Source organism: Proteus penneri (genome assembly GCF_022369495.1).
GTDB classification, from domain to species: domain Bacteria; phylum Pseudomonadota; class Gammaproteobacteria; order Enterobacterales; family Enterobacteriaceae; genus Proteus; species Proteus penneri.
Genome location: NZ_CP059690.1, coordinates 3551113 through 3577881 on the forward strand (window position 1 = coordinate 3551113; position 26769 = coordinate 3577881).

The window sequence follows — 26769 nt, forward strand, 5'->3', positions numbered from 1 at the left end:
AAAGTTATTTATTTCTAAAGAAGGCGTAAGGTATTTTCAATGACCAAACCAGCATTTATTATCACATTAGATACCGAAGGCGATAATCTTTGGGAAAATAAGGGGGAGATCACCACGCAAAATACGTACTTTCTTCCTCGTTTTCAGCAGCTTTGTGAGCGCTTTTATTTTAAACCTGTTTGGCTAACAAATTATGAAATGGTAATGGATGATGCCTATATTGAGTTTGCTCGTGATGTAATTGCCCGCAATACCGGTGAAATTGGTATGCACTTACATGCGTGGAATAGTCCACCACTAACACCTTTAACAGATGATGATTTACGTTATCAGCCTTATTTAATTGAATACCCCAAAGATCAAATGCGAGAAAAAATCGCATTAATGACAGACTTACTTGAAGATAAACTACAAACCAAAATGTTAAGCCACCGTGCGGGGCGTTGGGCATTTAATGAGATTTATGCACAACTTTTAGTTGAATTTGGTTATCAAGTCGATTGTTCTGTAACACCTAAAGTAGATTGGCGATTGACTAAAGGTGATCCTACACAATCAGGAGGCACTAATTATACTGATTTTCCTAGCCATGCTTATTTTATGGATCTAGAAGATATCACTAAACCGGGCAATTCTACATTGCTAGAAGTGCCGATGAGTATTCAATATAAGCACTCGCCTTTAATGAATAAAATTAAGCAGAGTTACGATAAATTAAGAGGGAAACAGCGAGCACCTTCTGTAAATTGGCTACGCCCTAAAGGTGGCAATGCCCAACAGATGATTGATGTAGCAGAAAAATCATTAGCTCAAGGCAATGACCATATTGAATTTATGTTGCATTCGTCTGAATTTATGCCGGGTGGTAGTCCAACATTCCGTACTGAAAAAGATATTGAAGGGTTATATAACGACTTAGAAACCTTATTTAGCTTCTTATCAGATAAAGTGCAGGGAATGACATTAGCTGAGTATTATCAAAGTCAGGTGCAGGCAAAATAAGATGAAGTTAAAGAAATTAAAATGGGTACATAACTTCCTAAATATTTATAACCCACTTTTTGGCAAGATGAAAAAAACGGATACATTTTCATCTGATATTCAATTTAACAGTATTCTTATTTTTTCTACGACAGCGCTGGGTGATTTTATGTTTAATACCCCAGCAATAAGAGCGATTCGTGCACATTACCCTAATGCACATATCACATTGGTTTCCAGCGAAAAAAATAGATTATTAGTTGAAAACTATGATCAAATAGATAGTGTGGTTTATTGGGATAATAAAATTAGAAATCTACTTCCTATCGCACTACAGGCAAAAAAAGATAAACCTGAATTAGCGATTATTCTCCATTCTCATCTTCCTTACGATGTGTTATTTGCAGTAATGGCGGGTTGCCAGTATATCTTACGCAATACTTATGATGTGATCCCTGAATGGTTTAGAAAATGGATTGTTGCAGAATATAAACCACAATCAGGACATTTTATTCAAAGAAAATTAAATTTATTAAAATCATTAGATATTACTGAAAAAGATATATCACCAGAGATGGACTTAACTTGTAAATATATTCCTTTGGAAGAATCTAATAAAGTTATAATTGGATTTCAATTAGGAACATCTAGCCCAATTAGAACATGGGGTATTGATAAATTTGTTCAATTGGCTGAGAAGTTAATTGAAAGTAACCCTAATACTATTATAAAGCTGATTGGTTCTTCTAGAGAGCTATCTTTATCATCTGTGTTTTTGAATAAAATTAAACCTGAATACAGTAATAATATTGTTGATTTAATAGGAAAAACAACATTACCTGAGTTGATTAGTCATATTGATAATATGTCTGTATTAGTTACTGGGGATACAGGGCCTTTACATATTGCGATTGCCTTAAAGAAACCAACAGTAAGTTTATTTGTTACTGCTGATCCAAAAATTTCAGGCCCGTATCAAGATATGGATATTCATCAAGTTATTAAAAAAGAGTATGACCCAAGTTATGAGCATCCAATGGAACAAATAAATACGGATGAAGTATTTAAAGCTATAAACAATATATTGTAAGACTTATTACCATAGGAAATAATAATTTGAGTTATTTTTCTTATGGTCTTATTTTTTTGACCCAGCTTCTAATGAATATACGCCATAATAAAAGTCTAATAGATTCATAAATATTTCTTTTGCGCTTTTTTTTATCAAAGTGAGTTAGTAATGCTCGAGGTTCATTAGATATAGTTGATGCATCAGCATGTTGAGTAAAAGTAATTAATGGCGGAACAATCGCTTTTATTTTTACAATATTCTTCTCTCTAATGAGTTTCCATTCATCTGAAACAATCCAAATGGGTTGTAAAAACTCAAGCAGTCTTTCTGCCGCTTTTTGATTTATACAATATCCATATGCGCCCACTGAGTCGATGACATTTACTAATGAATATGTATCATCTAGCTGTTTTTTAAAACTCTCGATATATTCATTTACTTTACCTAGGAGTATTACTTCTGGTTTATTAGAATTATAATAATGATCTATTAAGTCTAAATATTTTTTTATATCTGAATTTATTTTTACATCATCTTCTAATACTAGAGCAATACTATCGTTATTTTCGATTATTTTTTTATAGACTTTTAAATGACTTAAAGCACATCCTAACTCAGGTAATGTGAGGCGAGTTTTTTCAAAATCAGGGCTTAAGCGTGAGATTTCTTCTTGAGTAAGGTTCTTTCCATAAACAGCAGAAATAAATTCATAGTCTAAGTTTAAGTCATCAAGCTGTGCTTTAATCGATGCTTTTCTTTCAACATCTTTTTCTAAATTAACAATATAAATCTTCATATTATTATTCATTACTGTTTAGTTTTATAAAAATATCATTTGCTGAGGTTTGAGAAATATCCCCACCTTTTGCTTTCACTGACATTTGTGCCTTACCGTAACCGCCAATCAAACCGGGATTGGTAGGGCCAAAGAGCGTGATATTGGGTTTATCCAGTGCCGCAGTTAAGTGACTTAACCCTGTATCGACAGACACCACACTTTTCGCACCCGCAATAACCTGAGCTACTTGTGCTAGCGACATTTTGGGCAATACATCAACATAGTCGAAATCTGCGGCTAAGCGAATGGCACGTTGATGTTCATGCTCTGCACCCCAAGGCAATTTAATGCGTATCCCTGAATCTGCAAGTAGGGCGATTAATTCTCGCCAATGGGATTCTGGCCAGTGTTTTTCATCACGCGTAGTTGCGTGTAAAAAGACTAAATAAGGGCGCTCATCAAAGGCGGGAAGTGAGAGAAAATGCTGTGCAATCCCATAATCACCTTGAGATTGAGGGATCGGGTAATTTAAGCTTAAGGCAAATAGTTGGCGAATTCGTTCAACCGCATGCATTTTTTTACTGACATCGTGGCGAATATCGTAGAAAAAACTGGCCAAAGGTTCACGAGCGCATTGACGCGAATAACCATGTTTAGTGCCTTTGGCGTATCGAGTCACTAAGAATGCACTTTTCAGTAAACCTTGTGCATCAATCACGGCATCGTAATGATGCGCTTGAATAGCGCGACGAAATTGCATGCGCTCTGCACGAATAGGCGCACTAAACCAGTTTTTTCGCCAACGGCGTATCGCCACCGGGATCACTGTATCAACAGCTTGATGCCAACTTGGGATCTGTGCAAAACCCTCTTCGACTACCCAATCAAAACGAATATCAGGATAAACATTTATTGCATCAGTTAATGCTGGCAATGTATGTAACACATCGCCCATGGAAGAGGTTTTAACGATTAATACCCGCTTCACGCTGCTGGCTCCGTTGACAATAAATTTTCTAATTCAGCAAAAACCTTCTCTGGCTGAATATCTATTAAGCTTTGGTGATAGCCTTGTTCGGCATCCCCTTTACGCACTTTGTGGTAGCCAGTAATTAAACGGATCACGCGTGCTTTATGGGATAACGGTGGCGTAAAATCAGGGCTACTTGGGCCATAAAGTGCGACTAACGGGCGCTCTAACGCGGCTGCAACGTGCATTAAACCAGAGTCATTACTGACAACAGCTTTACAAGATGCAATCAAGTTTACTGCTTGTTCAAGACTGGTTTTGCCAGCGAGATTAAAACAGGCTTCACGAGCTTCTGGCGTCAGCGTTTGTTTTATCTCTTCGCCTGCATCGTTGTCTTTTTGAGAGCCAAACAAGAAGATTTGATACCCTTGCTCTGTAATGAGTTTCTGCGCTAAAGCGGCATAATGATAATGAGGCCAACGTTTAGCGGGGCCAAATTCAGCGCCTGGGCAAAAACCAATAGCAGGACGTTGAGTAGATAATGAAAATTGATGCAATGTGGTAGAGATATCACTCTCGGTTACTGATAACTTAGGCCATAACAGAGGTTGAGGTAAATCAGTCGCTTTTTGGACTTTTAGTTTGTCATAAGCTAGCGCGACATAGCGTTCAACCATCAAAGGAAATGCATCTTTATCTAAAGGTCGCAAATCATTTAATAGACCATAGCGCATCTCTCCACGCCAGCCTGTACGCTTAGGAATATCTGCAAAGAAAGGCACTAATGCCGATTTAAATGAGTTAGGTAATACATAAGCATGCGTGTAACCATTCTCTTTTAATTGTTTTCCTAAACGACGGCGTTCACCAATGGCTAAAGCTCCATGACCTAATGGCATTGGTATTGCATTATCAACTTCTGGCATCTTTTCTAATAATGGACGGCACCACGCTGGTGCCATCACATCAATCGTTGCCGCAGGATGTAATGCTTTCAATGTACGATAAAGACTTTGGGACATCATCATGTCCCCGACCCATGAAGGCCCTACCACAAAGATTTTCATAAACAGCGATTACTTACCTTGATTTAACCATTGCATATAAAGCTCGACACCTTCGGCAACCGTTTTAAATGGTGCGGTATAACCTGCTTTACGTAAATTTGTTAGATCAGCTTGAGTAAAGGCTTGGTAACGACCTTTCAATTTTTCTGGGAACTCAATATGTTCGATAGAGAGATCTTTATCTTTATGATGAGCAATAACGGCATCTGCAACAGCTTGGAATGATTCAGCACGGCCTGTACCACAGTTAAAAATACCGGATACATTATTGCGCCAAAACCATAAATTAACCGCGGCAACATCACCCACATAAATAAAGTCACGTTGGAAGGTTTCGCTACCTTCAAATAATTTTGGATTTTGACCGGCATTGACTTGGTTATTTAAATGGAATGCAACACTTGCCATGCCACCTTTATGTCCTTCACGAGGGCCATAAACATTAAAATAACGGAAGCCACAAATCATCGATTCTGCTTCAGGTAAAATCTGACGCACATATTCATCGAATAAGAATTTTGAATAACCGTAGATATTTAAAGGTGCTTCGTATTTTCTCTCTTCAATAAAGTTATCCGTACGACCACCATAAGTAGCCGCTGAAGAGGCATATAAGAAAGGAATTTGGCGATCTAAACAGTAGTGGAGTAGCTCTTTAGAATATTGATAGTTGTTATCCATCATATATTTGCCATCCCACTCAGTGGTAGAAGAGCAAGCACCCTCATGGAAAACGGCATCAATATCACCAAAATCATCACCTGCAACAATGCTCGCAATAAAGTCTTCTTTATCCATGTAATCAGTGATATTCAAATCAACCAAATTCACGAACTTGGTGCCATCTTTAAGGTTATCAACAACCAATATATCGGTATAACCTTCATCATTTAATGCTTTAACAATATTGCTGCCGATAAAACCTGCACCGCCCGTGACGATAATCATGTGGCTACCCCTTTATATAAAAATCTAAAATTAGCTCTAGGTCTATAATAACACTGAACAGCGTTAACGGTAGTATTCATCACGGAATAACAGGCTGAAATTCTCGAAAAACACAGTGTGTATTAGTGATCTTAATTACACAAATAACATTATTTATTTACATTTGTCGTTTTTAATAGAGCAAAGGCATAAAATAAGAAACAACGTGATTGTATTATAATCAATTATAACCATAGTCTCTTTTTGTCTCTGTTTAGGAGAAAGTATGCCTACTCCCGCGTTTTACCAACAAATTAATCAACAACTCGAACAAACTCGTCAAGATGGCCTGTTTAAAAATGAGCGCATCATCACTTCTTCACAAAACGCAGATATCGCCGTTGCTGACGGAAGCCATGTTATTAACTTCTGTGCCAATAACTATTTAGGTTTGGCTAATCATCCAAAATTAATTGAAGCTGCAAAAGCGGGTATGGACAGCCACGGGTTTGGTATGGCTTCTGTGCGTTTTATTTGTGGTACTCAAGATTCACATAAAACATTAGAAAATAAAATCGCTGAATTTTTAGGAATGGAAGATGCCATTCTGTATTCATCTTGCTTTGATGCGAATGGTGGATTATTTGAAACATTAATGGGCCCTGAAGATGCCATTATTTCTGATGCCTTAAACCATGCTTCTATTATCGATGGTGTGCGTTTATGTAAAGCAAAACGCTATCGCTACGCCAATAACGATATGGCAGAACTGCGCGCACAACTTGAAAAAGCTAAAGCAGATAATGCTCGCCACATTATGATCGCCACTGATGGTGTATTTTCAATGGATGGCGTGATTGCCGACCTAAAATCTATCTGTGATTTAGCGGATGAATTCGGTGCATTAGTGATGGTCGATGATTCGCATGCCGTGGGTTTTGTGGGGGCACAAGGTCGCGGAACCCATGAATATTGCGATGTAATGGGAAGAGTTGACATTATCACGGGTACTTTAGGTAAAGCGCTAGGTGGTGCTTCTGGTGGTTATGCCGCAGCTCGTAAAGAAGTGGTTGAGTGGTTACGTCAACGTTCTCGCCCTTATTTATTCTCCAATTCATTAGCCCCTGCAATTGTTTCAGCCTCTATTGCTGTTTTAGATATGCTGAAATCAGGAGATGAAATTCGTGCTCGTTTATGGCGTAACGCTTCACTTTTCCGTGAAAAAATGAGTGCGGCGGGTTTTACATTGGCTGGCGCAGATCATGCCATTATTCCAGTGATGTTAGGAGAGGCTAAATTAGCACAAGAGTTTGCAACACGCTTACTTGATGAAGGAATTTATGTCACAGGATTTTTCTATCCTGTTGTACCTCAAGGGCAAGCACGTATTCGTACACAAATGTCGGCAGCACACACCACTGAACAAATTGAGCGTGCAGTGGCGGCATTTATCAAAATTGGCAAAGAACTTAATGTGATTGCATAAGGTTACTCTATGAAAGCATTGTCAAAATTAAAAGCACAAGAAGGTATCTGGATGACCGATGTTCCAGTACCTGAAATTGGTCATAACGATGTGATGATCAAAATTCGCAAAACAGCAATTTGTGGCACTGATGTTCATATTTATAACTGGGATGAGTGGTCACAAAAAACAATTCCTGTACCTATGGTTGTAGGTCATGAATATATCGGTGAAATTGTGGCGATAGGGCAGGAAGTTAAAGGTTTTAATATTGGTGATCGTGTCTCGGGCGAAGGGCATATCACTTGTGGTCATTGTCGTAATTGTCGCGGTGGTCGCACTCATTTATGCCGTAATACTATTGGTGTAGGGGTAAATCGCCCGGGCTGTTTTGCTGAATATTTGGTTATCCCCGCCTTTAATGCATTTAAAATTCCAGACAATATTCCTGATGAATTAGCGGCTATTTTTGATCCCTTTGGTAATGCTGTACATACCGCATTATCTTTTGATTTAGTGGGCGAAGATGTGCTGGTTTCCGGCGCTGGCCCTATTGGTATCATGGCGGCTGCAATTTGTAAGCATGTTGGCGCTCGTCATGTGGTGATCACTGATGTTAATGAATATCGTCTTGATCTTGCTAAAAAAATGGGAGTTACCCGAGCCGTAAATGTCAGCAAAGAAAACTTAATCGATGTGATGAAAGAGTTAGGTATGACTGAAGGATTTGATGTAGGTCTAGAAATGTCAGGCGCACCACCTGCGTTTCGTACCATGCTGAATACCATGAATCATGGCGGTCGTATTGCGCTGTTGGGTATTCCGCCTTCTGATATGGCAATTGATTGGGGACAAGTTATCTTTAAAGGACTGTTTATTAAAGGTATCTACGGTCGTGAGATGTTCGAAACATGGTATAAAATGGCAGCACTTATTCAGTCTGGCCTTGATATTTCGCCTATTATTACGCATCAGTTTCCTATTGATGAATTCCAAAAAGGCTTTGATATCATGCGCTCAGGTCAATCTGGTAAAGTGATTTTAGATTGGCAGTAATGAGTGATCATTAAGCGAAAAAAGAGCCTTAACAGGCTCTTTTTTATTGCGTTATTCTTTTATTTCACCCGTTTCGTTTGGAGTAGGCGTATTGGGTATTTTCTTTTTTTCTGATGAGCTAAATCCACTGGATAACGTATTAATTAGTGTACTTTTTTTCATCGAAATAATCGCTTTTTGTGCAGGTTTTAGCCAAGATGCAGGTTTTGGCTCTTGCGGTTGTTCTGTGGGGGGGACAACTTTAGGCGGTTCGGGTTGTATCGGTTTTTCTGACTGTGGCTTTAATAGAGTACTTGGTGCAACCAGTTGAATATCCGCAGGTAATAAAGGCAACTGTTGTTGTAATGCCCTAACAGTTGAGGGATGAGGATGTCCGATAGCAATCGCAGAGCCATTTTTTCGCGCTAAAGCAATAGCACGATTAAGCTGTTGTCGGGTTTCGGCTTCCGTTTGCACATTATCTAAAAACACATGGCGACGTAAAGAGGGAACGCCCGCGGCTTTGGCAGCAATGGCAGCTTGTGTATTACCAATGGTTACGCTATCTAAAAAATAGAGATTTGAGTGATTAAGCGCTTTAATGACTCTATCCATCGCTTGTCTATCTGATGTCATCGCACTACCCATATGGTTATTCATACCGACAGCGTAAGGCACATTATTAATAGCATGTTGAATAATACGATTAATTTCAGCCTGATCCATAGACGGTTTTAAAGTATCGCGTTCTAGAGGTTGTTTGCTAATTGGCGCCATAGGCATGTGGATCAGGATTTCCCGCCCTTGCGCATGTGCTCTCGTCGCGATTTCTTTTCCATGAGGAGAATCAGGTAAAATAGCGATAGAAACGGCTGTAGGGAGTTGTAAAATCTGGTTATCTTCTTTTTTTCGATAACCAAAGTCATCAATCACAATGGCTAATTTGGCTGCAAATACAGGTGTACTTACAACCAGACTTAGCAACATTAAACTAAGTAAAAACGGACGCTTGCGTTGTAATGTGCCAAGTAATTTCAAACTTACCTCCCAAGCCAAGGAACAGGGTTTACTGCTTTTCCTTGACGTCTAATTTCAAAATAGAGTGCTGAACGCTCTTGCCCACCACTGTTACCAACTAAAGCAATAGGCTGGCCTGCTTTAACCTGTTGACCAACACTCACTAAAGCACTTTGGTTATAACCGTAAAGGCTCATATCACCTTTACCATGCTCAACCACAACCACTAAACCATAGCCTTGAAGCCAATCGGCTAATAGCACTCGCCCATCAGCAATGGCTTTTACTTCTGTGCCTTGTGCAGCGGGTATGACAATTCCTTTCCAACGTAATTCACCAGAGCCAGAAATAGATTCACCAAAACGGTGTAATAAAGAGCCTCTTATTGGCCAAATTGCTTGTCCCGCAGGTTTACCTAAACCACCAGTACGTGACATCAATGATTGCTCTTCGGCCGTTGGTTTATAGGTTGAACCGCGCTGTTGAGCTTCTCGTTGTTTGGCTGCAATGCGTGCCGCTTCTCGGGCTTCACGTTCTGCGCGAGCTTTGGCTTCTCGCTCTGCTTGCGCAATTTTATTTCTTAATCGCGCTTCGTTAGCTCGCATAGTGGCTAAGTTTTTCTGATCCGCTTTTAAGGTGGATTCAAGTTGGGTTAGTGTTTTTTGTCGCGCGGCTAATGCGTTATCCAGCTTTTGTTTTTCTTGCTGTTGTTTAGTTAAGACTTGTTTTTGTTCATTTTGTTTTGCTTGCTGTGCGGCTTTTTCCGCTTCCAGTTCTTTTGAGGTTTCAGCCAGTTCGGCCATTGTCTCTTTGCGCGCATCATTGATATAGCTGTAATACGCTAAAATACGCTCTTCACGTTGGCCTTCTTCACCTCGAAATAGAAGCTCTATACCTTGATGTTTACCCTGACGATAAGCCGCATCCATTTGGCGAGCTAATAACTCTTGTTGAGACTGATACTGTTTTTGTAGACGTGCAATATTTGCGGTAATGGTTTTTATCTCTTTACCTAATGTTTGTAAGCGGTTTTGTGTTTCGTGCACAGAGCGACTGGCATTAGAGATTTGGGTTTCTTGCGTTTTTAATTGATTAAGAAGTGCAGTTCGTTGTTTTTGCTGTTCTTGAACCTGTTTTTCTTTTTCTGCGATCGTGGTTTGTAGATCTTTTAGCTGATTACGATTATCTGTTAATGTATTAGCAAAAACAGGAGATGCAGAAAAGAGCGTTGTGCTAATGATCAACGTGATTAACGGTAAAGAAAATACACGATAAGACGGATGTGTTTTTTTTTGAAGATCCATTTTCTTTGCCATCTGACCAACGTACCCTTCATAACAGTTTGTAAGATTATTTCATGCCACAAAACAACTGACCAGCTAACACGAAATAAAGCCGAAATTTCAGATAATACCTAACAGGTAATCTATTCAATTAATAAGAGATTATAAAGCAATAATAGTGGAAGAGAGGAAAAAAGAGGCAATCTATGTGACAGCGCAATAGATTATCACGCTGTCTAAGATAGAGATTATTCGACGATAGTACCCCACAGATCATATTCATCTGCATGTTCAATAAGCACACGGACGATTTGCCCTGGTTCTACATCAAATTGCTCATTGAGATAAACGGCACCATCAATTTCAGGTGCATCAGCCATACTGCGACCAATTGCCCCCTCTTCATCGACTTCATCAATCATAACAAGCAACACTTTACCGATTTTCTCTTGCAGACGTTCAGTCGAAATTTGTTGCTGTAATTGCATAAAGCGATGATAACGCTCTTCTTTCACTTCTTCAGGCACTTGATCTGCCAGTTCATTTGCTTTTGCACCATCAACAGGGCTGTATTTAAAGCAACCTACGCGATCTAAACGTGCTTCGGTGAGGAAATCCAATAGCATTTGGAAATCTTCTTCTGTTTCACCCGGAAAACCGACAATAAAGGTAGAACGTAAAGTTAATTCTGGGCAAATTTCACGCCAGCGTTTTACGCGCTCTAAGGTACGCTCAACGGAACCTGGGCGTTTCATTAGTTTTAAAATCTTAGGGCTAGCATGCTGTAATGGAATATCCAAATAAGGCAAAATTTTACCTTCAGCCATTAAAGGAATGACATCATCGACATGTGGGTATGGATAAACATAATGTAAGCGAACCCAAATACCTAATTTTGCCAGTTGTTCACATAAACTGACCATACTGGTTTTGACAGGCATTCCATCCCAAAAGCCTGTTTGATGTTTAGTATCCACACCGTAAGCAGAAGTGTCTTGAGAAATAACCAGTAACTCTTTTACGCCTGCATTAACTAATCTTTTTGCTTCACCTAATACTTCACCAATTGGACGGCTATCTAAATCACCTCGCATTGATGGGATGATGCAGAAAGTACAACGATGATTACAGCCTTCAGAAATTTTTAAGTACGCGTAATGACGAGGCGTTAATTTTACACCCTGTTCAGGAACAAGGCTGAGAAAAGGGTTGTGATCAGGTTTGGGGACATAGTGGTGAATATGAGATAAAACTTGTTCATAACTATGAGGCCCTGTGATTTCGAGTACTTTAGGATGAACTTCACGGATTTGATTTTCTTTGGCACCTAAACAGCCAGTAACAATGACTTTACCGTTTTCATCGAGTGCTTCACCAATCGCTTCTAGCGATTCTTGTACTGCGCTGTCAATAAACCCACAGGTGTTGACGATGACTAAATCAGCATCATTATAGGTAGGAACAACTTGATAACCTTCTGTACGCAGTTCGGTTAGGATACGTTCAGAGTCCACTAAATTTTTAGGGCAACCTAATGAAACGAATCCAATTTTAGGCACTTGATTTGTTTGCGACATGCTCGTGTTCTCAATACTTTTAAATAAATAACAGATAGTTGTTGTATCTCAGACAGGTATAAATCTTACGTAATATGGGCGATTTTATACGTAAGTAGCCACTATTAGGGATGTTGATTTATTAATAGCTTGCCTGAAGAGGGATCCTGTAGAGTAAAAAGGTAAGGCCTTTTCAATTCATCATTTTTCACGGAACCGACACTAATGGTACATAAATCCGTCAATAAAAAAAATGATTGTTGAGAAACTTTCCGCAAAAACTGAAAGAGAAACGCAGGAATAGGCTGTAATTGCGCCATGACAAAGGTATACTTTGGCTCTTTGATACTATTTTTAACTAACGAGAGTGATTGCATCCTATGCTGCAAGAAGTAATGCAATTTTTCAACCGGCACACCCTGTTAAGTTTTGTTTGGGTTGCGCTGCTGGTGGCGGTCATCGTATTGACCTTTAAAGGGCTTTTTTCTAAGACGAAAAATATTTCCCGTACAGAAGCGATTTCTTTGATAAATAAAGAGAATGCGGTGTGTGTTGATATCCGTAGCCGTGATGAATTCCGTAAAGGACACATCATTGATTCTATCAATTTAACGCCTTCTGAAATCAAAAATAATAATATTGCTGAGCTGGAGAAATATAAATCACAGCCAGTTATTGTTGTATCACCGTCAGGCATTGAAGGTGCAAAACCGGCAGAAAGCTTAATTAAACTCGGTTTTGAAAAAGTCTTTATCTTAAAAGATGGTCTTTCAGGCTGGAGTGGTGAAAATTTACCACTGGCTAAAGGTAAAAAATAACGAGCGGGCAGATTGAGTTCTATACTTACTGCTATTCAATTAATAAGGATATAAAAAGGTAAGATTATTATGTCAGAACAGCAAAACCAAGAGATGACTTTTCAAATTCAACGTATCTATACAAAAGATATCTCTTTTGAAGCGCCTAATGCCCCACAAGTTTTCCAAAAAGAGTGGCAACCAGAAGTTAAATTAGATTTAGATACTTCTTCTAACACTTTAGCTGAAAACGTCTATGAAGTTATTCTGCGCGTTACTGTAACGGCAACTATGGATAACGAGACTGCATTCCTGTGTGAAGTGCAACAAGCAGGTATCTTCACCGTTGAAGGTATTGAAGGCACTCAATTAGCACATTGCTTAGGTGCATATTGCCCTAACGTTCTGTTCCCTTATGCTCGTGAATGTATCACTAACTTAGTCAGCCGTGGTACTTTCCCACAACTGAACTTAGCACCAGTTAACTTTGATGCGTTGTTTATGAACTATTTACAACAGCAACAAACTGATGCCGCTAATGAAGGGGCTGAAGAAGCTTAATGAACGCTTCTATGACAGTTATCGGTGCCGGTTCATACGGCACCGCTTTAGCGATTACCTTAGCGCGCAATGGCCATGATGTTGTACTTTGGGGTCATGATCCTGAACATGTTGCTGCGTTAGAGCAAGCTCGCTGTAATCAGGCCTTTCTGCCCGATGTTTCCTTTCCTGATAGTTTATACATGGAAGCTTCTTTGCAAAAAGCCATTGAAGCTAGCCGTAATATTCTGGTTGTGATCCCAAGCCATGTTTTTGGTGATGTATTACAGCAGATCAAACCCTTTTTACGTCAGGATGCACGTGTTGTTTGGGCGACAAAAGGACTTGAGGCTCATACTGGTCGCTTATTGCAAGATGTAGCGCGTGAAGTATTAGGTAATGAAATCCCGCTTGCAGTTTTATCTGGCCCTACTTTTGCCAAAGAGCTTGCAGCAGGTCTGCCTACTGCGATTTCTGTGGCTTCAACGGACAATACCTTCTCTGAAGAGTTACAACAGTTGTTCCATTGTGGCAAAAGTTTCCGAGTATATAAAAATCCTGACTTTATCGGTGTCCAATTAGGTGGTGCGGTAAAAAACGTGATTGCTATTGGCGCAGGTATGTCTGATGGTATGGGGTTTGGTGCTAATGCGCGTACAGCATTGATTACTCGTGGCCTTGCTGAAATGAGCCGTTTAGGTAAAGCGTTAGGTGCAGATGCTGCAACCTTTATGGGCATGGCGGGGTTGGGTGATTTAGTTTTAACCTGTACCGATAACCAATCTCGTAATCGTCGCTTTGGTATGATGTTAGGTCAAGGCCTTGATGTGGAGACTGCCCAAGAAAAAATTGGACAAGTAGTTGAAGGCTATCGTAATACTAAAGAAGTTCGCGCATTAGCCGAACAAGTTGGTGTTGAAATGCCTATTACTGAGCAGATCTACCAAATTTTATATCAGCATAAAGACGCGAAAGAAGCGGCATTATCTTTATTAGGCCGAGCTACTAAAGATGAGATAGACAGCAATCTGTTCTAAGTCTATTTTAGATAGTTATTTATTTCTGTTTTAAACATAAGAAGCCTAAGTATTTACTTAGGCTTCAATGTAAAAAGAATGAGAGTGAGTATGTCGCTAGAAGAGCTAAAAAGAGTCTGGGATCATATTAAAAATGAAGCAAGATGCTTGGCAGATTGCGAGCCAATTTTGGCGAGTTTTTTCCATGCGACATTACTCAAACATGAAAACTTAGGTAGTGCCTTAAGTTATATGTTGGCAAATAAGCTAGCAACTCAAACAATGCCCGCGATTGCTGTTCGGGAGATTGTTGAAGAAGCATATCGTAGTGATAATTCTATGATTGAATCGGCAGCTTATGATATTTCGGCTGTGCGTTTACGCGATCCTGCCGTTGATAAATACTCTACACCACTGCTTTATTTAAAAGGTTTCCATGCCTTACAAGCTTATCGCATCGCGCATTGGTTATGGAATCAAGATCGCAAAGCGTTAGCGGTGTATCTGCAAAACCAGATCTCTGTGACCTTTGGTGTTGATATTCATCCAGCTGCCCGTATTGGCCACGGTATTATGCTTGATCACGCAACAGGCATTGTGATTGGTGAAACCGCTATCGTAGAGAACGATGTTTCTATTTTACAATCTGTGACGTTAGGTGGAACAGGTAAAACTTGCGGTGACCGTCATCCTAAAGTGCGTGAAGGTGTTATGATTGGCGCGGGTGCAAAAATACTCGGCAATATCGAGATTGGTCGCGGTGCCAAAATTGGTGCGGGATCAGTCGTTTTACATGAAGTTCCTGCGCACACTACCGTTGCTGGTGTTCCTGCTCGCATTGTGGGTAAACCAACGAGTGATAAGCCATCACTCGATATGGATCAACACTTTAATGGTGTCGTACCCGGTTTTGAATGTGGTGATGGCATTTAATGGCATTAACTGAAGTCACACTTTCTGAACTAAAGGCTTGTTTACACGCTGAGTATATTGGTGATAACAAGCCTTTTAGTTGGATAAGACTTTATCACCGTGTTTTTTTCTGCCAACGTTCACGTTATCTATTTTGGTGGCGTGTCGCCCAATTCTTTTATTTTTCTAAAAATCGTTTTATCAAAAAATTAGGCATTCGTATTGGTGCTAAAAACAATCGTATATATTGCAACGATATCTCACTAAGAACGCGCATAGGTAAAGGCCTTTCATTACCACATCCCATAGGGATCGTACTAACTAATTACTGTCAGCTAGGCGAGAATGTGACGTTAATGCAAGGTGTGACAATCGGTGTAAAAGAAAAGAATGGCAAAGCGGATATTCGGGTTGGTAATAACGTTTATATTGGTTGTAACTCATCGATTATCGGCGGTGAGATAGAGATTGGTGATAATGCGGTGATTGGAGCTCATGCATTAGTACTGAAGGATGTAGGGGAAGGGTGTCGATATATCACGAAGGTTGTTGCTGAAATAAAACAATCCTCAATGTAATAAATTAACATGTTAGTTATTTGAAGTTAAAAAGCGCTAGTCATTATTTATGATCAGCGCTTTTTGCATTTCAGTCTCTTAGTAATGCACCAGGATAACCAAGTTGGCGCCATGCCTCAAAAACCACAACCGCAACCGTATTTGACAGATTCATACTGCGGCTATCAGCAAGCATTGGGACTCTGATTTTCTGCTGTGTTGGCATATTATCTAATACATAAGGTGGCAAACCACGGGTTTCAGGGCCAAACAGGAGATAATCTCCATCTTGATAACTGACATTGCTATGTGCTGGCGTGCCTTTTGTGGTTAAGGCAAATACACGCGCACCTGATGGTGATTGTGCATTATCAGGGTTTAAACCTTCACTTTCTAAAAAAGCATAATAATCGTGGTGCTGTTTAATATCAGCAAATTCACGATAATCAAGCCCTGCACGACGTAGACGTTTATCATCCCAAGTAAAACCCAATGGTTGGATTAAATGAAGATGAAAGCCTGTGTTGGCACACAGGCGGATAATATTACCCGTATTCGGTGGAATTTCGGGTTCAAATAAGACGATATTGAGCATATAAAATCGATTTAATCGTTACCAAAGAGGTCACGAGTATAAACTTTTTCTTCAACATCGTTTAGTGCTGATGACATTCTATTGGTAATAATGACATCAGACATTGCTTTAAACTCATTTAAATCACGAACTAATTTTGAGTTAAAGAAGGTTTCTTCTTTCATTTCTGGCTCATAAATCACCACTTCAATCCCTTTGGCTTTAATGCGTTTCATAATGCCTTGGATAGAAGAAGAACGGAAATTATCCGAGCCAGATTTCATAATTAAACGATATACGCCGACGATTTTGGGTGATTTTGCAATAATAGAGTCTGCAATAAAATCTTTACGTGTGCGGTTAGCTTCCACTATTGCACTAATAATATTATTAGGGACAGAGTCGTAGTTGGCTAACAGCTGTTTAGTATCTTTTGGTAAGCAGTAACCGCCGTAACCGAATGATGGATTGTTATAGTGATTGCCAATACGCGGATCTAAGCAGACACCTTCAATGATTTGTCTTGAGTTCAGTCCATAAGATTCGGCATAGCTATCTAGCTCATTAAAGTAAGCAACACGGAGTGCTAGATAAGTATTAGCAAATAATTTAATCGCTTCGGCTTCTGTGGAGTCAGTGAACAGAACATCAATATCTTTTTTCAGTGCGCCTTGTTGTAAAAGGTCAGCAAACTTTTGTGCTCTTTCTGATTGTTCACCAATCACAATACGAGATGGGTATAAGTTATCGTAAAGCGCACGACCTTCACGTAAGAACTCAGGGGAGAAAATAATATTATTGGTATTATATTTCTCTCTCATCTCTTTGGTAAAACCAACAGGAATGGTTGATTTTATAATCATTGTCGTGTTTGGATTATATTCTAAAACATCACGAATAACAGACTCTACAGAAGAGGTGTTGAAATAGTTCGTTTTAGGATCATAATCGGTTGGTGTAGCAATGATAACGAATTCAGCATCTTTATAAGCGAATTCTTTATCTAATGTTGCTGTAAAGTCGAGCTCTTTGGTTGCTAAAAACTCTTCAATTTCTTTGTCTGTAATTGGCGAGATTTTTTTGTTAAGTAATTCAACTTTTTCTTTATTGATATCTAACGCAACAACTTTGTTGTGTTGGGAAAGAAGTATCCCGTTAGATAGACCGACATAGCCGGTACCGGAGATGGTGATTTTCATAGTTTTCTCTTATCTAAAATATTTTGAATCAAATTATAAAAATATTAAATATATAAAGTATTAGGTAATAATAAGCTATAAACAAATTTAATATGATAATTTAAAATAAATAAGAGTAGTATTATCTAATCTGATTTTTTAATTTAATAGTATAGTAATGGTCTAATTTATTTATTCTATCATTTATGAAGTGATTTTCAGTGATATAGTTCCTTGCGTTTTGAGCAATTTCCTTCCGTTTCTCTGGATTAGAGACTAAAAGATCTATACTTTTTATTAGTTCACTTTTTGAATTACTTTCAAAAAGAATACCAGTTTTATTATTGACGATAATCTCTTTGTTTCCTTGGATATCAGATACAACACAGGGTACAGCAGTACTTTGTGCTTCTAGAATAGCTAAAGGCATTCCCTCCCATTTTGATGGGAGAACAAATATATCAAGGGCATTCAATATAATTTCAGTATCATTACGCCAACCTAAGAGAAAAATCTTATTCGTTAATTCGTTTCTTTTTATAATGTCATCCATTAAATTAAAATACTCTCCATCTCCTACAAAATAAAATTTAAGATTAGAGTGTTTATGAAGAAGTTCAATCGCAGCATTAAGTAATAGTAAGGGGTTTTTTTGTTCCCATAATCTACCGATCATTCCGATAGAAATATCGTTATTATTAATTTGTAAGTTTTTTCTAATTTCATTTTTATATTTTTTATCTAAAGGAGTATATAGATTTGTGTCTACTCCATTAGGAATAACAAGAATATTTTTTTCTTTTATATATAATTTTTTAATAGCAATGTTTTTATCATTATTATGAAGACAAATTAATGAGTCTCCACAAAAAGTACCAATTCTTTCCATTGTAAGATATAAAAAATATTCTTTTTTATTTTTAGCAGCTGGAAATGAAAAACCATGTACAGTATGTACAATTAGAGGAGTTCGAAGTAAGAATGCAGCTATTCTGCCAAGAATACCAGGCTTAGATGAATGAGTATGAACAATATCAAAGCGTTCTTTTTTTATTATTTTAATTAATGCAAAAAGAGACAGTAAATCATTTTTAGGCGATATTTCCCTTTTTAATGTAGGGACAATAATACATTCTATATCATATTTTTTTGCTTCTTGTGTTAAAGGGCCTTCTGAACTAGATATAAGGTATTTTTTATACTTATTACTAGGAAGTCTTTTTAATTCCTCTAATGAAACGCGTTGAGCTCCACTTAATAATGGAAGTAATTGAATATGAGCTATTTTTATCATTTTATTTTCTTTTTTGTTAAATTTGTTTTTAATATTCTTTTTATATACTTTATCAAAGAAAAACTCATTGCCAAAATAAGATAAAAAAAGTTTATTTTTCTGCATTTATATAAATTAATAAAATTATATAATTCACCTTTTTCCATTTTATAAAGATTAGAACTTAATCCAGATATACCATAGAAACTTTTATGGGAGTAAGCTAAACAAGTGTCAATAAAAGCAACTTTTTGATTGTCATATATAATATCTAACCATAATGCATAATCTTCACTATAGCGAAGATCTTCATTAAACCTAAATAGAATATTTCTTTTTAACATAACCGTTGGTGTATTGAAATAATTTTTGAATAATATTTTTCTTTTATTTATTTTTTTTATTTTAAGCTTGTTTGGGGGGAGGATTGTATCATAAATATAGTTATTTTTATGTATTTCCATTTTATGTCCTATAAAATCAAGCTCCTCATGTTTTGTAAAAAAATAATATTGTATTTCTAATTTTTGAGGATGCCATGAGTCATCTGCATCTAAAAAAGAAATATATTTTGTGTTTGATAAGTTCCACCCTATATTTCTTAACTTAGCAGGACCTACATTGTCTTTCATTTCAATTATATTAATTGGTAGAGTACTAAACTTTTCTTGAACTATATGGTTTAATTGCTGTGTAGATTGAAGTGTACTTGCATCATTTAATATAATGATTGATTCTGGTAATAATGTTTGTTGACTTACTGAAGTTAAAGCTCTTTCAATAGTAGTATCTGCATTAAAATATGGAATTATGACTGTAATACTGCCAAGCTTATTATTTCCCATTTAAAGGATTACCTCAAATATTTATTAAGAATTTCTTGTGAGCATGGTTTTAAATTTTTATGAAATAAATTTTTATGATATTTTAAAAAATTTATATCTTTCTTGTTATTAGATTCTTTTAAATTTAGAATTATTGAATATAGTTCATACAAGTCTCTTGTAATATACCCACAAGATAGTTCACTACTATGAAAAGTTACACCTCTAGATAAGTTATACTCTTCTTCGTCGAAAATAAATCTGATTATAGGTTTATCTAATAGTAAGTAATCAGCAATTATTCCAGAATAATCACTGATCAAAATATCAGAGTTTATCATTAATTCTTGAACATCTGGATATGAACAGCTATCAGCAAATATTATATTGGTGTCATTTTCTTCTATAAGTAAATTTTGATTTGAAAAATCTCGTTTATGAGCTCTTATAAATAATTTTATATTTAATTTTCTAATATTATTAAAAAACAACTTCCATTCATCGATTGAAATCATAGAGAAAACATTACCATTTTCTCTAAATGTTGGTGCAAATAATATTTTTTTTATATTATATTTTTCATTTTCATTTTCATTTTCATTTTCATTTTGTAATTTTAAAATATCATTTCTTGGATAACCTAATATGTCTATATTTTTTAAATGTGATTTTGACATTGATTCTATGAGATTTTTTTCAATAGAAGATGAAACAATAAAATGGTCATATTTTTTCATTTCGTAAATTTCTAATAACTTTTGCATATACGAAATTTTCTTTTGAGATAAAAAGATATTCTTTAAAGGTATACCATGCCAAAGCTGGATTAGTTTAGTTCTAGGTCCTGTTGCTAGCCAACCAAAATCAGTACTACTATATGATACAAAAGCAACTTTTGCAGAAAAAAAATAATACAATCCTCGTATTGATTTTAAATTAATACAATTATTTCTATATATTTTATCCGTAGGTAGGTTTTGTCCATCAAGATATAGCCATTTAAATTGATATTTTTTAAATTTATCATTATTTATAGCATATTCAAATAGATATCGACTATTATCAAAATAGTCAGTACCTCTTCTGCCAGAGAATATAATAATATCTCTTTTTTTTATAAGAATAGAAAATATATAAGATAGTATATATATTATATTTTTTATTATGAAAATGGTTAATTTATTGTTTTTTTTCATTTGTATTATTCCAAAACTCAATAACTTTATTTAATCTATATTGATGATTTTTATCTATGTCTCTTTTAGATTGAAGCCAATAGTTTACATTAATATTGTAAAAATTTTGTCCAATATCAGATGTAATTGTTTTATAAAATGATAAAGTGACATAAAAAATCAAAATAAAATTCTTTATTAAACGTAATATAATATCTTTGGATATTATCAAATATGTTAAGATGGCAAAATAAAATGGAGATAATGTATTTTGAAATCTTAATCGTACTAATACGGATTGTAAAAAAATGACATCTATTAATGAAAAAATAATATAAAAATATGCAGTTATTTCAAAAGAGATCTTACTTATATTATTTTTGATGGCATTTTCTCTAAATTTATTATAATACAGTAAAAAAAATAAAAATATTATTGTTCTAAATAAAAAACCAAAAGTTAATTCTAGTTTATCATTCGCTAAGTAATGAATAAACTTTGTAAAATAAATATTTTCTATAGGTATATAATTGAGTATATAAAGTGGATTTAGGCCTGAGATATTTAGAATGAAAACTATTATGTATATAAATAATATTAAATTTATTCTCTTTAAAATAGATTTATATATTATTAACGATAATAAAATGATACTAGAGCTGTGAAAAAAGCAACTTGCAATAACAAATATGGTGTATTTATAAAGATTTAAGTGGTTTTTTTTAAAAAAAATAAATAATGAAAGATATACAATTGATGTTGCCAGCATTTGACGAACATTTTCATTAAAATAAATCCACTGAAAGAAGATCAAAAATGTAAATAGTATGCTTGGATAAGGTGATATTCGCCAAGATAATATTATAATTGTAAATAAATTTATTATTGTGATAATGCTGATTATATGCCAATAATCAAAACTTAGTGTTTTAAAAAAAAGTAAAAAATAATAAAAGCCACTTTCTCCAAAACTGGCTACATTATTAAATAACTTTATATAATTTATCCAGTCTACACCTGTCTCATAGCGACCACCCAGAATTAGACAAATAATAAAAAACTGTAAAAATAGTATTAATATATTACTCTTTTTAGTTAGAATTAACGAAATAGAAGAGAGGGAAATAAATGCTACATATAAGTATAGTATCATAATAATGATTTTTTTATTTTTGATAATAAATTAGAAAATCTTGGGAGTAGTAGATTCCTTTTTTCTACAACAGTAATATTTTTAGGTATTTTAATGTTTTTCAATATAAAATTTCTTATTATTAATAAATCTAGGTCAGGTGTGATTTTATTATTTATTTTAAAATCAATCTCTTTTGCAATTAGCCAATACTTAATGACTGGGTATGAAATAAGAGATGTATTTTTATTTTTCATGAGCTTTTTAATTGCATAGATAATATCTTTAATATCATTTTTCATCGGTTTTTTTGTAATACTACAGTCATTATATCTATATCCAACTACAATATGTTTTAATATGGATATTTTTTTTGTTTTTTCATTTAGATAAATATAAGGTGTGAACATGATATCTTCATATCTTTTGCCATTTTCAAAAAAAAGCTCTTTATTTTCAAAAAGATCTTTTTTATAAATTCTAGACCAAACATACCAAGTATTTGCTACAAAACAACTTTCTAAAATGTCATTTTTTTCATATATTGAATGTTCATTTTTATTTTTAAAATAATTATAAAAAATGCTTTTTTTCGCAAAGCTTTTATTAAATTTGATTGCATCAAATTCAAGTATATCTATATTAGAATTTAATTTTTCGATTATTTTTTCATAGGAGTTTGGAAGCCAAATGTCATCACTATCTAGAAATGAAATGTATTTTCCATTTGATAGTTTTATACCCTTATTTCTTGCGGCTGATAATCCGCTATTAATTTGTTTTACATAATAAATATTTTCATTAAAAATATTATTTAAATATGATGTTATTATATGGTCTGTGTTATCTGTTGAACCATCGTTAATTATAATAAGCTCACATTTATCATCTATTTGGTTAAAAAGAGATTCTAAACAAGCAATGATATAATTCTCAACGTTATAACATGGAATTATTATGCTGAGTATAGGAGATGTAATTTCATTCATAATAGGTATTAAGTGTTTTTGTATTTTAATGTTATTTTTAAAAATCTATTAATTACTTTTCTAGTGGTAGGCTCAATGGAAAGAAAAATTATAGTAAATAATAAAGTTATAAATAAGCAATAGGAAAAGTTAACTATCCATTCAGTAATAAATGGATAGTTTTCTTTTGTAATTATGTTAATAATAAATGTAATTGGTAATACAGTTAATAATATAAGTTTGAAAATAAACATATAGAATTTTATTACATAATTATTGCCTAGTATTTTTTTTATAGTATATATTGGTTTGCTCAAACATATAATTAATATATTAGATATCAGTGTGCCAATTAATATTCCTATCAATCCATAATAAATTGTTAGGATAATTGAAAATGCTAAATTAATAACAGCTTCTAAAATAGGATTAAATACATCTTCAAAAATTCCTTTTGCATTTTTAAATACATCAATAGATATTCTAGATATTGATATAAATAAGTTTGCAATAAATATAATTAGTATGTTTTGCTCTATAATATAGCTATTACCAATCCATATGTGGATAAAACCATCTATCATATAGTATGTTACTATAGATATTATCAGTGCTAGAAAATAAAATATAAAAAATATTTCTTTAAGTAAATTAAAAATATCATCTTTATTTTTTGATACAATAAAGTCACCCACACTAGGAGTAATTGAATTACCTAGTACGTTTATAAAAAGGGTGATGGCCTGATGAATCATCATATATGATGCATATATTGTGACAATGGATAGAGATAATAATTTTGAGATTACAATATAATCTGAATTAAATACAACAATCGATGCTATCTTATGAAAAAATGAATTTTTAATTTTTCTTTTTACATCTTGATAATAATAACCTTTTTTGGTCAAGATTTGTAATTCTGGATGTTTTTTGATTTTTAATCTATTAAAATGTACTAATTGTAGTAAATTAAAACATAATTCTATTAGTATATAAAATAAGTAACTATGTAAAAAATATATGACTATCATTTGTAATGATAGTATTACTATTTTATATATCCCTTGAACTTTTCTAATAAGATAATACTCTTGATTTGCAGTGAAAAATATTATTATATAAGAATATTTATAACTTATCGATGTTGAAAATACTAATAAAAGCCAGTAAAAATATGAGTTCGGTATGCTGTTTACGCCCTCAATATTGAAGTAGACAATTATACCACTGATTATTCCTAAAGCTATAACAACAACAAAAATTATATTATAAATATATTTGGCGCTTGATAATATTTGTTCTAATTCGTAATTATTTTTTTCTTTTAAAGGTTTATATAGTAGACTTGCTGTCGCTGTTCCTATACCTAACTCGGCTATATTTAACATGCTTAATAATTGATTAAATAGTAATATTAGCCCTGTTAAATCAGCTCCCATATTATCAATAATTATTTTTCTACTAAAAAAGGTTATAAAAACTATTAATAGTGTAATGATAAAATCAGTTTTTATATTTTTTAGTGATTTTTGTTGTCTCATTTTATACTTCTAACAACTTCAATAATTTCAGTGGTAGATATTGAGGGTGTTCTTGGTAAATAAATAACTTCACAATCAGTTTTTACCCAGTCGAATCTTCCTTCCCAGTCATCACCCATAACTAAAACATCAGCTTTATATTTTTTAATGTATTCAAGTTTTAGTTCTAATGATTCTTCTAAAAAGACTTCATTTACATACTTTAGTGATGATATTATTTTAGTTCTATCATGCTGACTGTAAATAGGATATCTTTGTTTTTTGCTAAAATTTAATTGATCTGAGGAAATTCCAACAATTAAATAGTCACCTAATGCAGCGGCTCTTTCCAAGATATTTACATGACCTACATGAAATACATCAAATGTACCAAACGTAATAACACGTTTCATTTTTAAATTCTCTTTATTAGTCATAGCTACCGCACTGGGTTTACGGCCCCCAGAGCGCCAAAATTTATCTCGAAAAACCCCTATCTATATGTAATATAAGAGTTTTATTATATAAGCATACTTTAACAATATGCGAAAATCCGCACTGAGAGTAGACTCTTCAAACCAGACGGTCAAGTAATAGCTGGGTATTTTAGCATTGATTGTAGATATATAAATATCGGAATAGCGATCGATTCAGCCAGATCATTCTGAATTGCATCAATAAATGCGAACAAAAAGAATATGCCACCTATTCTTCAATAGATGGCAGGATATTTTGATACAACAGTTTAATTACTCTATTAAGCCGTTGGCGATTTGTTACTTGCACCCGCTCTCGGCAACCAAATCTCAACCCTCAACCCACCTAATGGACTGTCATCGGCTTTAACATGGCCTCTGTGTTGGCTGATGGCAGTTTCAACAATCGCTAATCCTAAGCCAGTACCACCGGATTCACGATCTCTAGCTTCGTCAGTGCGATAGAATGGTCGGAAGATATGCTCTCTATCTTCAGGGCTAACGCCAGGGCCATCATCATCAACAATAATGGTGATACCTTGGTTTTGTTCAGTAAACGCGACTTCAATGCGAGAATTTGAATAACGCAGAGCATTACGGACTATATTCTCAAATGCACTCGCCAGAGAATATGGATTGCAGTAAATAGGCCAGGCTCCTGGAGGTGTTGTGACTTGCAGTGTCTTATTACTTTGTTCGGCCTCAAATTTAGCGTTATCTAAAATGTCATCCCACAATTCGTTGGCTTTTACCGTTTCGCGTAATAACTCGTTTTTATACTGATTACGGGAAAGTACTAGTAAGTCATTAATCATACCATCAAGGCGTTGAGTCTCAGTTTCAATACGCTCTAGCTCCTTGCTCTCTCCACTACGACGACGTAACAATGCACTGGCTAATTGTAAGCGTGTTAATGGGGTACGTAGTTCATGAGAAATATCAGAGATCAGACGTTGTTGCGCCTCTACCATACGTTCAAGAGCACTTATCATCTGATTAAAACTCGTGCCTGCGGCTAAAAACTCTTGAGGGCCAGTTTCTAGTTCAGGGTGAGGGCGTAGGTTACCTTTAGCCACATCGTCAGCGGCATTTTTAAGCTGTCTTGCGGGTTTTGCTAAGCTCCAAGAAAGCCATACTAATAATGGTGTGCTGATAAGCATGGTGAATATGAGTAACAACAATGGTTTATCAAATAATAAGTTGATAAAGTCAGATTGAGGGCTACTTGAAGGGCGCACGAGATAAAGTTGGTAATGATCTTCACCATCCCTTACAGAAAAAGGCCCTAGCATCTCAGAGCGACCATATTTTTTCTTTTTGGGGTGATCGGCGTTATCAGATTGACCAATAAAGTTTCTGACAACTTGCATCTCATTACGTTGAGCACCGATAATCCGGCCTTCACTCGTGACAATAATTAAACGTTGGCCAGGGGGAGCCCATTTATCAATGGCTCGAATTAATCGACGCCACCAAAGGAGATCGTTAGCCGGATCTTGAGCTAATTCAGCTTCGATATGTTGTTCTAGCATAACGCCTTGACGGTATTCACTCTCTAAAAGAGGGGTAAGCTGGCGCGAGTCCAGCTTTGGAACCATCATAACTAGCACGAGAACTAATGCTAGCGTCAGCCAGAATATTGCGAAAATGCGCGCTGACAGACTATTTATCAT

The 26769-nt window shown here is 35.2% G+C and carries 26 protein-coding genes; 9 read left to right on the forward strand and 17 right to left on the reverse strand.

The window, feature by feature from the left end; all coding sequences use genetic code 11:
• Positions 1 to 39 precede the first annotated feature (39 nt).
• Both H1225_RS15905 and H1225_RS15910 read left to right on the forward strand, forming a co-directional pair.
• Positions 40 to 1002: a polysaccharide deacetylase family protein gene (locus H1225_RS15905; RefSeq protein WP_161729732.1), complete on the forward strand. Its 963-nt coding sequence runs from the start codon at positions 40 to 42 to the stop codon at positions 1000 to 1002.
• A 1-nt stretch (position 1003) separates the two neighbouring features.
• Positions 1004 to 2071, forward strand: coding sequence for a glycosyltransferase family 9 protein (locus H1225_RS15910; protein WP_161729733.1), 1068 nt, complete (start codon positions 1004 to 1006; stop codon positions 2069 to 2071).
• Between the two features lie 40 nt (positions 2072 to 2111).
• On the opposite strand, the gene H1225_RS15915 is transcribed toward H1225_RS15910, so the two are convergent.
• The 4 genes from H1225_RS15915 to rfaD are packed head-to-tail and all read right to left on the reverse strand — an operon-like array spanning position 2112 to position 5816.
• A complete protein-coding gene (locus tag H1225_RS15915) occupies positions 2112 to 2849 on the reverse strand; it encodes a glycosyltransferase family 25 protein (RefSeq protein ID WP_072064684.1) in 738 nt (245 codons plus the stop codon).
• Between the two features lie 4 nt (positions 2850 to 2853).
• On the reverse strand, positions 2854 to 3819 hold the full coding sequence (rfaC, locus tag H1225_RS15920) for a lipopolysaccharide heptosyltransferase RfaC (RefSeq protein WP_239739255.1): 966 nt from the start codon (positions 3817 to 3819) through the stop codon (positions 2854 to 2856).
• Complete coding sequence (rfaF, locus tag H1225_RS15925) at positions 3816 to 4868, reverse strand: ADP-heptose--LPS heptosyltransferase RfaF (protein WP_109848260.1); 1053 nt, start codon at positions 4866 to 4868, stop codon at positions 3816 to 3818. The genes rfaC and rfaF overlap by 4 nt, the downstream gene beginning before the upstream one ends.
• A 9-nt stretch (positions 4869 to 4877) precedes the next feature.
• Positions 4878 to 5816 carry an ADP-glyceromanno-heptose 6-epimerase gene (rfaD, locus tag H1225_RS15930; RefSeq protein WP_006534213.1) on the reverse strand — a complete coding sequence of 313 codons (939 nt, stop codon included), beginning with the start codon at positions 5814 to 5816 and terminating at the stop codon, positions 4878 to 4880.
• A 265-nt stretch (positions 5817 to 6081) separates the two neighbouring features.
• Between rfaD and H1225_RS15935 the strand changes: the two genes are divergently transcribed.
• Together H1225_RS15935 and tdh are read left to right on the forward strand one after the other, a co-directional pair.
• Positions 6082 to 7281: a glycine C-acetyltransferase gene (locus tag H1225_RS15935; RefSeq protein WP_239739256.1), complete on the forward strand. Its 1200-nt coding sequence runs from the start codon at positions 6082 to 6084 to the stop codon at positions 7279 to 7281.
• A 9-nt stretch (positions 7282 to 7290) separates the two neighbouring features.
• Positions 7291 to 8316 (forward strand): L-threonine 3-dehydrogenase, encoded by a 1026-nt coding sequence (tdh, locus tag H1225_RS15940; protein ID WP_006534211.1) that lies wholly within the window; start codon positions 7291 to 7293, stop codon positions 8314 to 8316.
• Between the two features lie 51 nt (positions 8317 to 8367).
• Here the strand turns inward: tdh and H1225_RS15945 are convergent, their stop codons facing one another.
• The 3 genes from H1225_RS15945 to rimO form a co-directional block, all read right to left on the reverse strand.
• Entirely contained in the window at positions 8368 to 9333 is a 966-nt protein-coding gene (locus H1225_RS15945) for a divergent polysaccharide deacetylase family protein (RefSeq protein WP_161706358.1), read from the reverse strand.
• Between the two features lie 2 nt (positions 9334 to 9335).
• A complete protein-coding gene (gene envC, locus H1225_RS15950; RefSeq protein ID WP_072064678.1) occupies positions 9336 to 10628 on the reverse strand; it encodes a murein hydrolase activator EnvC in 1293 nt (430 codons plus the stop codon).
• Between the two features lie 215 nt (positions 10629 to 10843).
• A complete protein-coding gene (rimO, locus tag H1225_RS15955) occupies positions 10844 to 12172 on the reverse strand; it encodes a 30S ribosomal protein S12 methylthiotransferase RimO (RefSeq protein WP_006534208.1) in 1329 nt (442 codons plus the stop codon).
• 359 nt (positions 12173 to 12531) lie between these two features.
• On the opposite strand from rimO, the gene H1225_RS15960 reads away from it, so the two are divergent.
• From H1225_RS15960 to H1225_RS15980, 5 genes are all read left to right on the forward strand, one after another.
• On the forward strand, positions 12532 to 12969 hold the full coding sequence (locus H1225_RS15960; RefSeq protein WP_023583406.1) for a rhodanese-like domain-containing protein: 438 nt from the start codon (positions 12532 to 12534) through the stop codon (positions 12967 to 12969).
• A 69-nt stretch (positions 12970 to 13038) separates the two neighbouring features.
• Positions 13039 to 13509 (forward strand): protein-export chaperone SecB, encoded by a 471-nt coding sequence (gene secB / locus H1225_RS15965; RefSeq protein ID WP_006534205.1) that lies wholly within the window; start codon positions 13039 to 13041, stop codon positions 13507 to 13509.
• Positions 13509 to 14525, forward strand: a complete 1017-nt coding sequence (gene gpsA, locus H1225_RS15970) for an NAD(P)H-dependent glycerol-3-phosphate dehydrogenase (protein ID WP_006534204.1) — start codon at positions 13509 to 13511, stop codon at positions 14523 to 14525. Before secB ends, gpsA begins: the two co-directional genes overlap by 1 nt.
• 90 nt (positions 14526 to 14615) lie before the next feature.
• On the forward strand, positions 14616 to 15437 hold the full coding sequence (cysE, locus tag H1225_RS15975; RefSeq protein ID WP_072064676.1) for a serine O-acetyltransferase: 822 nt from the start codon (positions 14616 to 14618) through the stop codon (positions 15435 to 15437).
• Positions 15437 to 15994, forward strand: a complete 558-nt coding sequence (locus H1225_RS15980; protein WP_006534202.1) for a serine acetyltransferase — start codon at positions 15437 to 15439, stop codon at positions 15992 to 15994. The genes cysE and H1225_RS15980 overlap by 1 nt, the downstream gene beginning before the upstream one ends.
• A gap of 70 nt (positions 15995 to 16064) precedes the next feature.
• On the opposite strand, the gene trmL is transcribed toward H1225_RS15980, so the two are convergent.
• From trmL to cpxA, 10 genes are all read right to left on the reverse strand, one after another.
• Positions 16065 to 16568 (reverse strand): tRNA (uridine(34)/cytosine(34)/5-carboxymethylaminomethyluridine(34)-2'-O)-methyltransferase TrmL, encoded by a 504-nt coding sequence (gene trmL / locus H1225_RS15985; RefSeq protein WP_006534201.1) that lies wholly within the window; start codon positions 16566 to 16568, stop codon positions 16065 to 16067.
• Between the two features lie 11 nt (positions 16569 to 16579).
• A complete protein-coding gene (locus H1225_RS15990) occupies positions 16580 to 17746 on the reverse strand; it encodes a nucleotide sugar dehydrogenase (protein WP_109398948.1) in 1167 nt (388 codons plus the stop codon).
• 121 nt (positions 17747 to 17867) lie between these two features.
• Positions 17868 to 19019 (reverse strand): glycosyltransferase family 4 protein, encoded by a 1152-nt coding sequence (locus H1225_RS15995; protein WP_239739257.1) that lies wholly within the window; start codon positions 19017 to 19019, stop codon positions 17868 to 17870.
• Positions 19016 to 19843, reverse strand: coding sequence for a glycosyltransferase family 2 protein (locus tag H1225_RS16000; protein WP_239739258.1), 828 nt, complete (start codon positions 19841 to 19843; stop codon positions 19016 to 19018). The genes H1225_RS15995 and H1225_RS16000 overlap by 4 nt, the downstream gene beginning before the upstream one ends.
• An 8-nt stretch (positions 19844 to 19851) precedes the next feature.
• Positions 19852 to 21018, reverse strand: a complete 1167-nt coding sequence (locus H1225_RS16005; protein ID WP_239739259.1) for a CDP-glycerol glycerophosphotransferase family protein — start codon at positions 21016 to 21018, stop codon at positions 19852 to 19854.
• Positions 21002 to 22150, reverse strand: coding sequence for an EpsG family protein (locus H1225_RS16010; RefSeq protein ID WP_239739263.1), 1149 nt, complete (start codon positions 22148 to 22150; stop codon positions 21002 to 21004). Before H1225_RS16010 ends, H1225_RS16005 begins: the two co-directional genes overlap by 17 nt.
• Positions 22147 to 23118: a glycosyltransferase family 2 protein gene (locus H1225_RS16015; RefSeq protein ID WP_239739266.1), complete on the reverse strand. Its 972-nt coding sequence runs from the start codon at positions 23116 to 23118 to the stop codon at positions 22147 to 22149. The genes H1225_RS16010 and H1225_RS16015 overlap by 4 nt, the downstream gene beginning before the upstream one ends.
• An 8-nt stretch (positions 23119 to 23126) precedes the next feature.
• Positions 23127 to 24641: a lipopolysaccharide biosynthesis protein gene (locus tag H1225_RS16020; RefSeq protein ID WP_239739269.1), complete on the reverse strand. Its 1515-nt coding sequence runs from the start codon at positions 24639 to 24641 to the stop codon at positions 23127 to 23129.
• The gene (locus H1225_RS16025; RefSeq protein ID WP_161727306.1) at positions 24638 to 25033 is read right to left on the reverse strand and encodes an FAD synthase family protein; all 396 of its coding nucleotides are present in this window, start codon (positions 25031 to 25033) and stop codon (positions 24638 to 24640) included. The genes H1225_RS16020 and H1225_RS16025 overlap by 4 nt, the downstream gene beginning before the upstream one ends.
• Before the next feature lie 344 nt (positions 25034 to 25377).
• Positions 25378 to 26769: an envelope stress sensor histidine kinase CpxA gene (gene cpxA / locus H1225_RS16030; protein WP_161669406.1), complete on the reverse strand. Its 1392-nt coding sequence runs from the start codon at positions 26767 to 26769 to the stop codon at positions 25378 to 25380.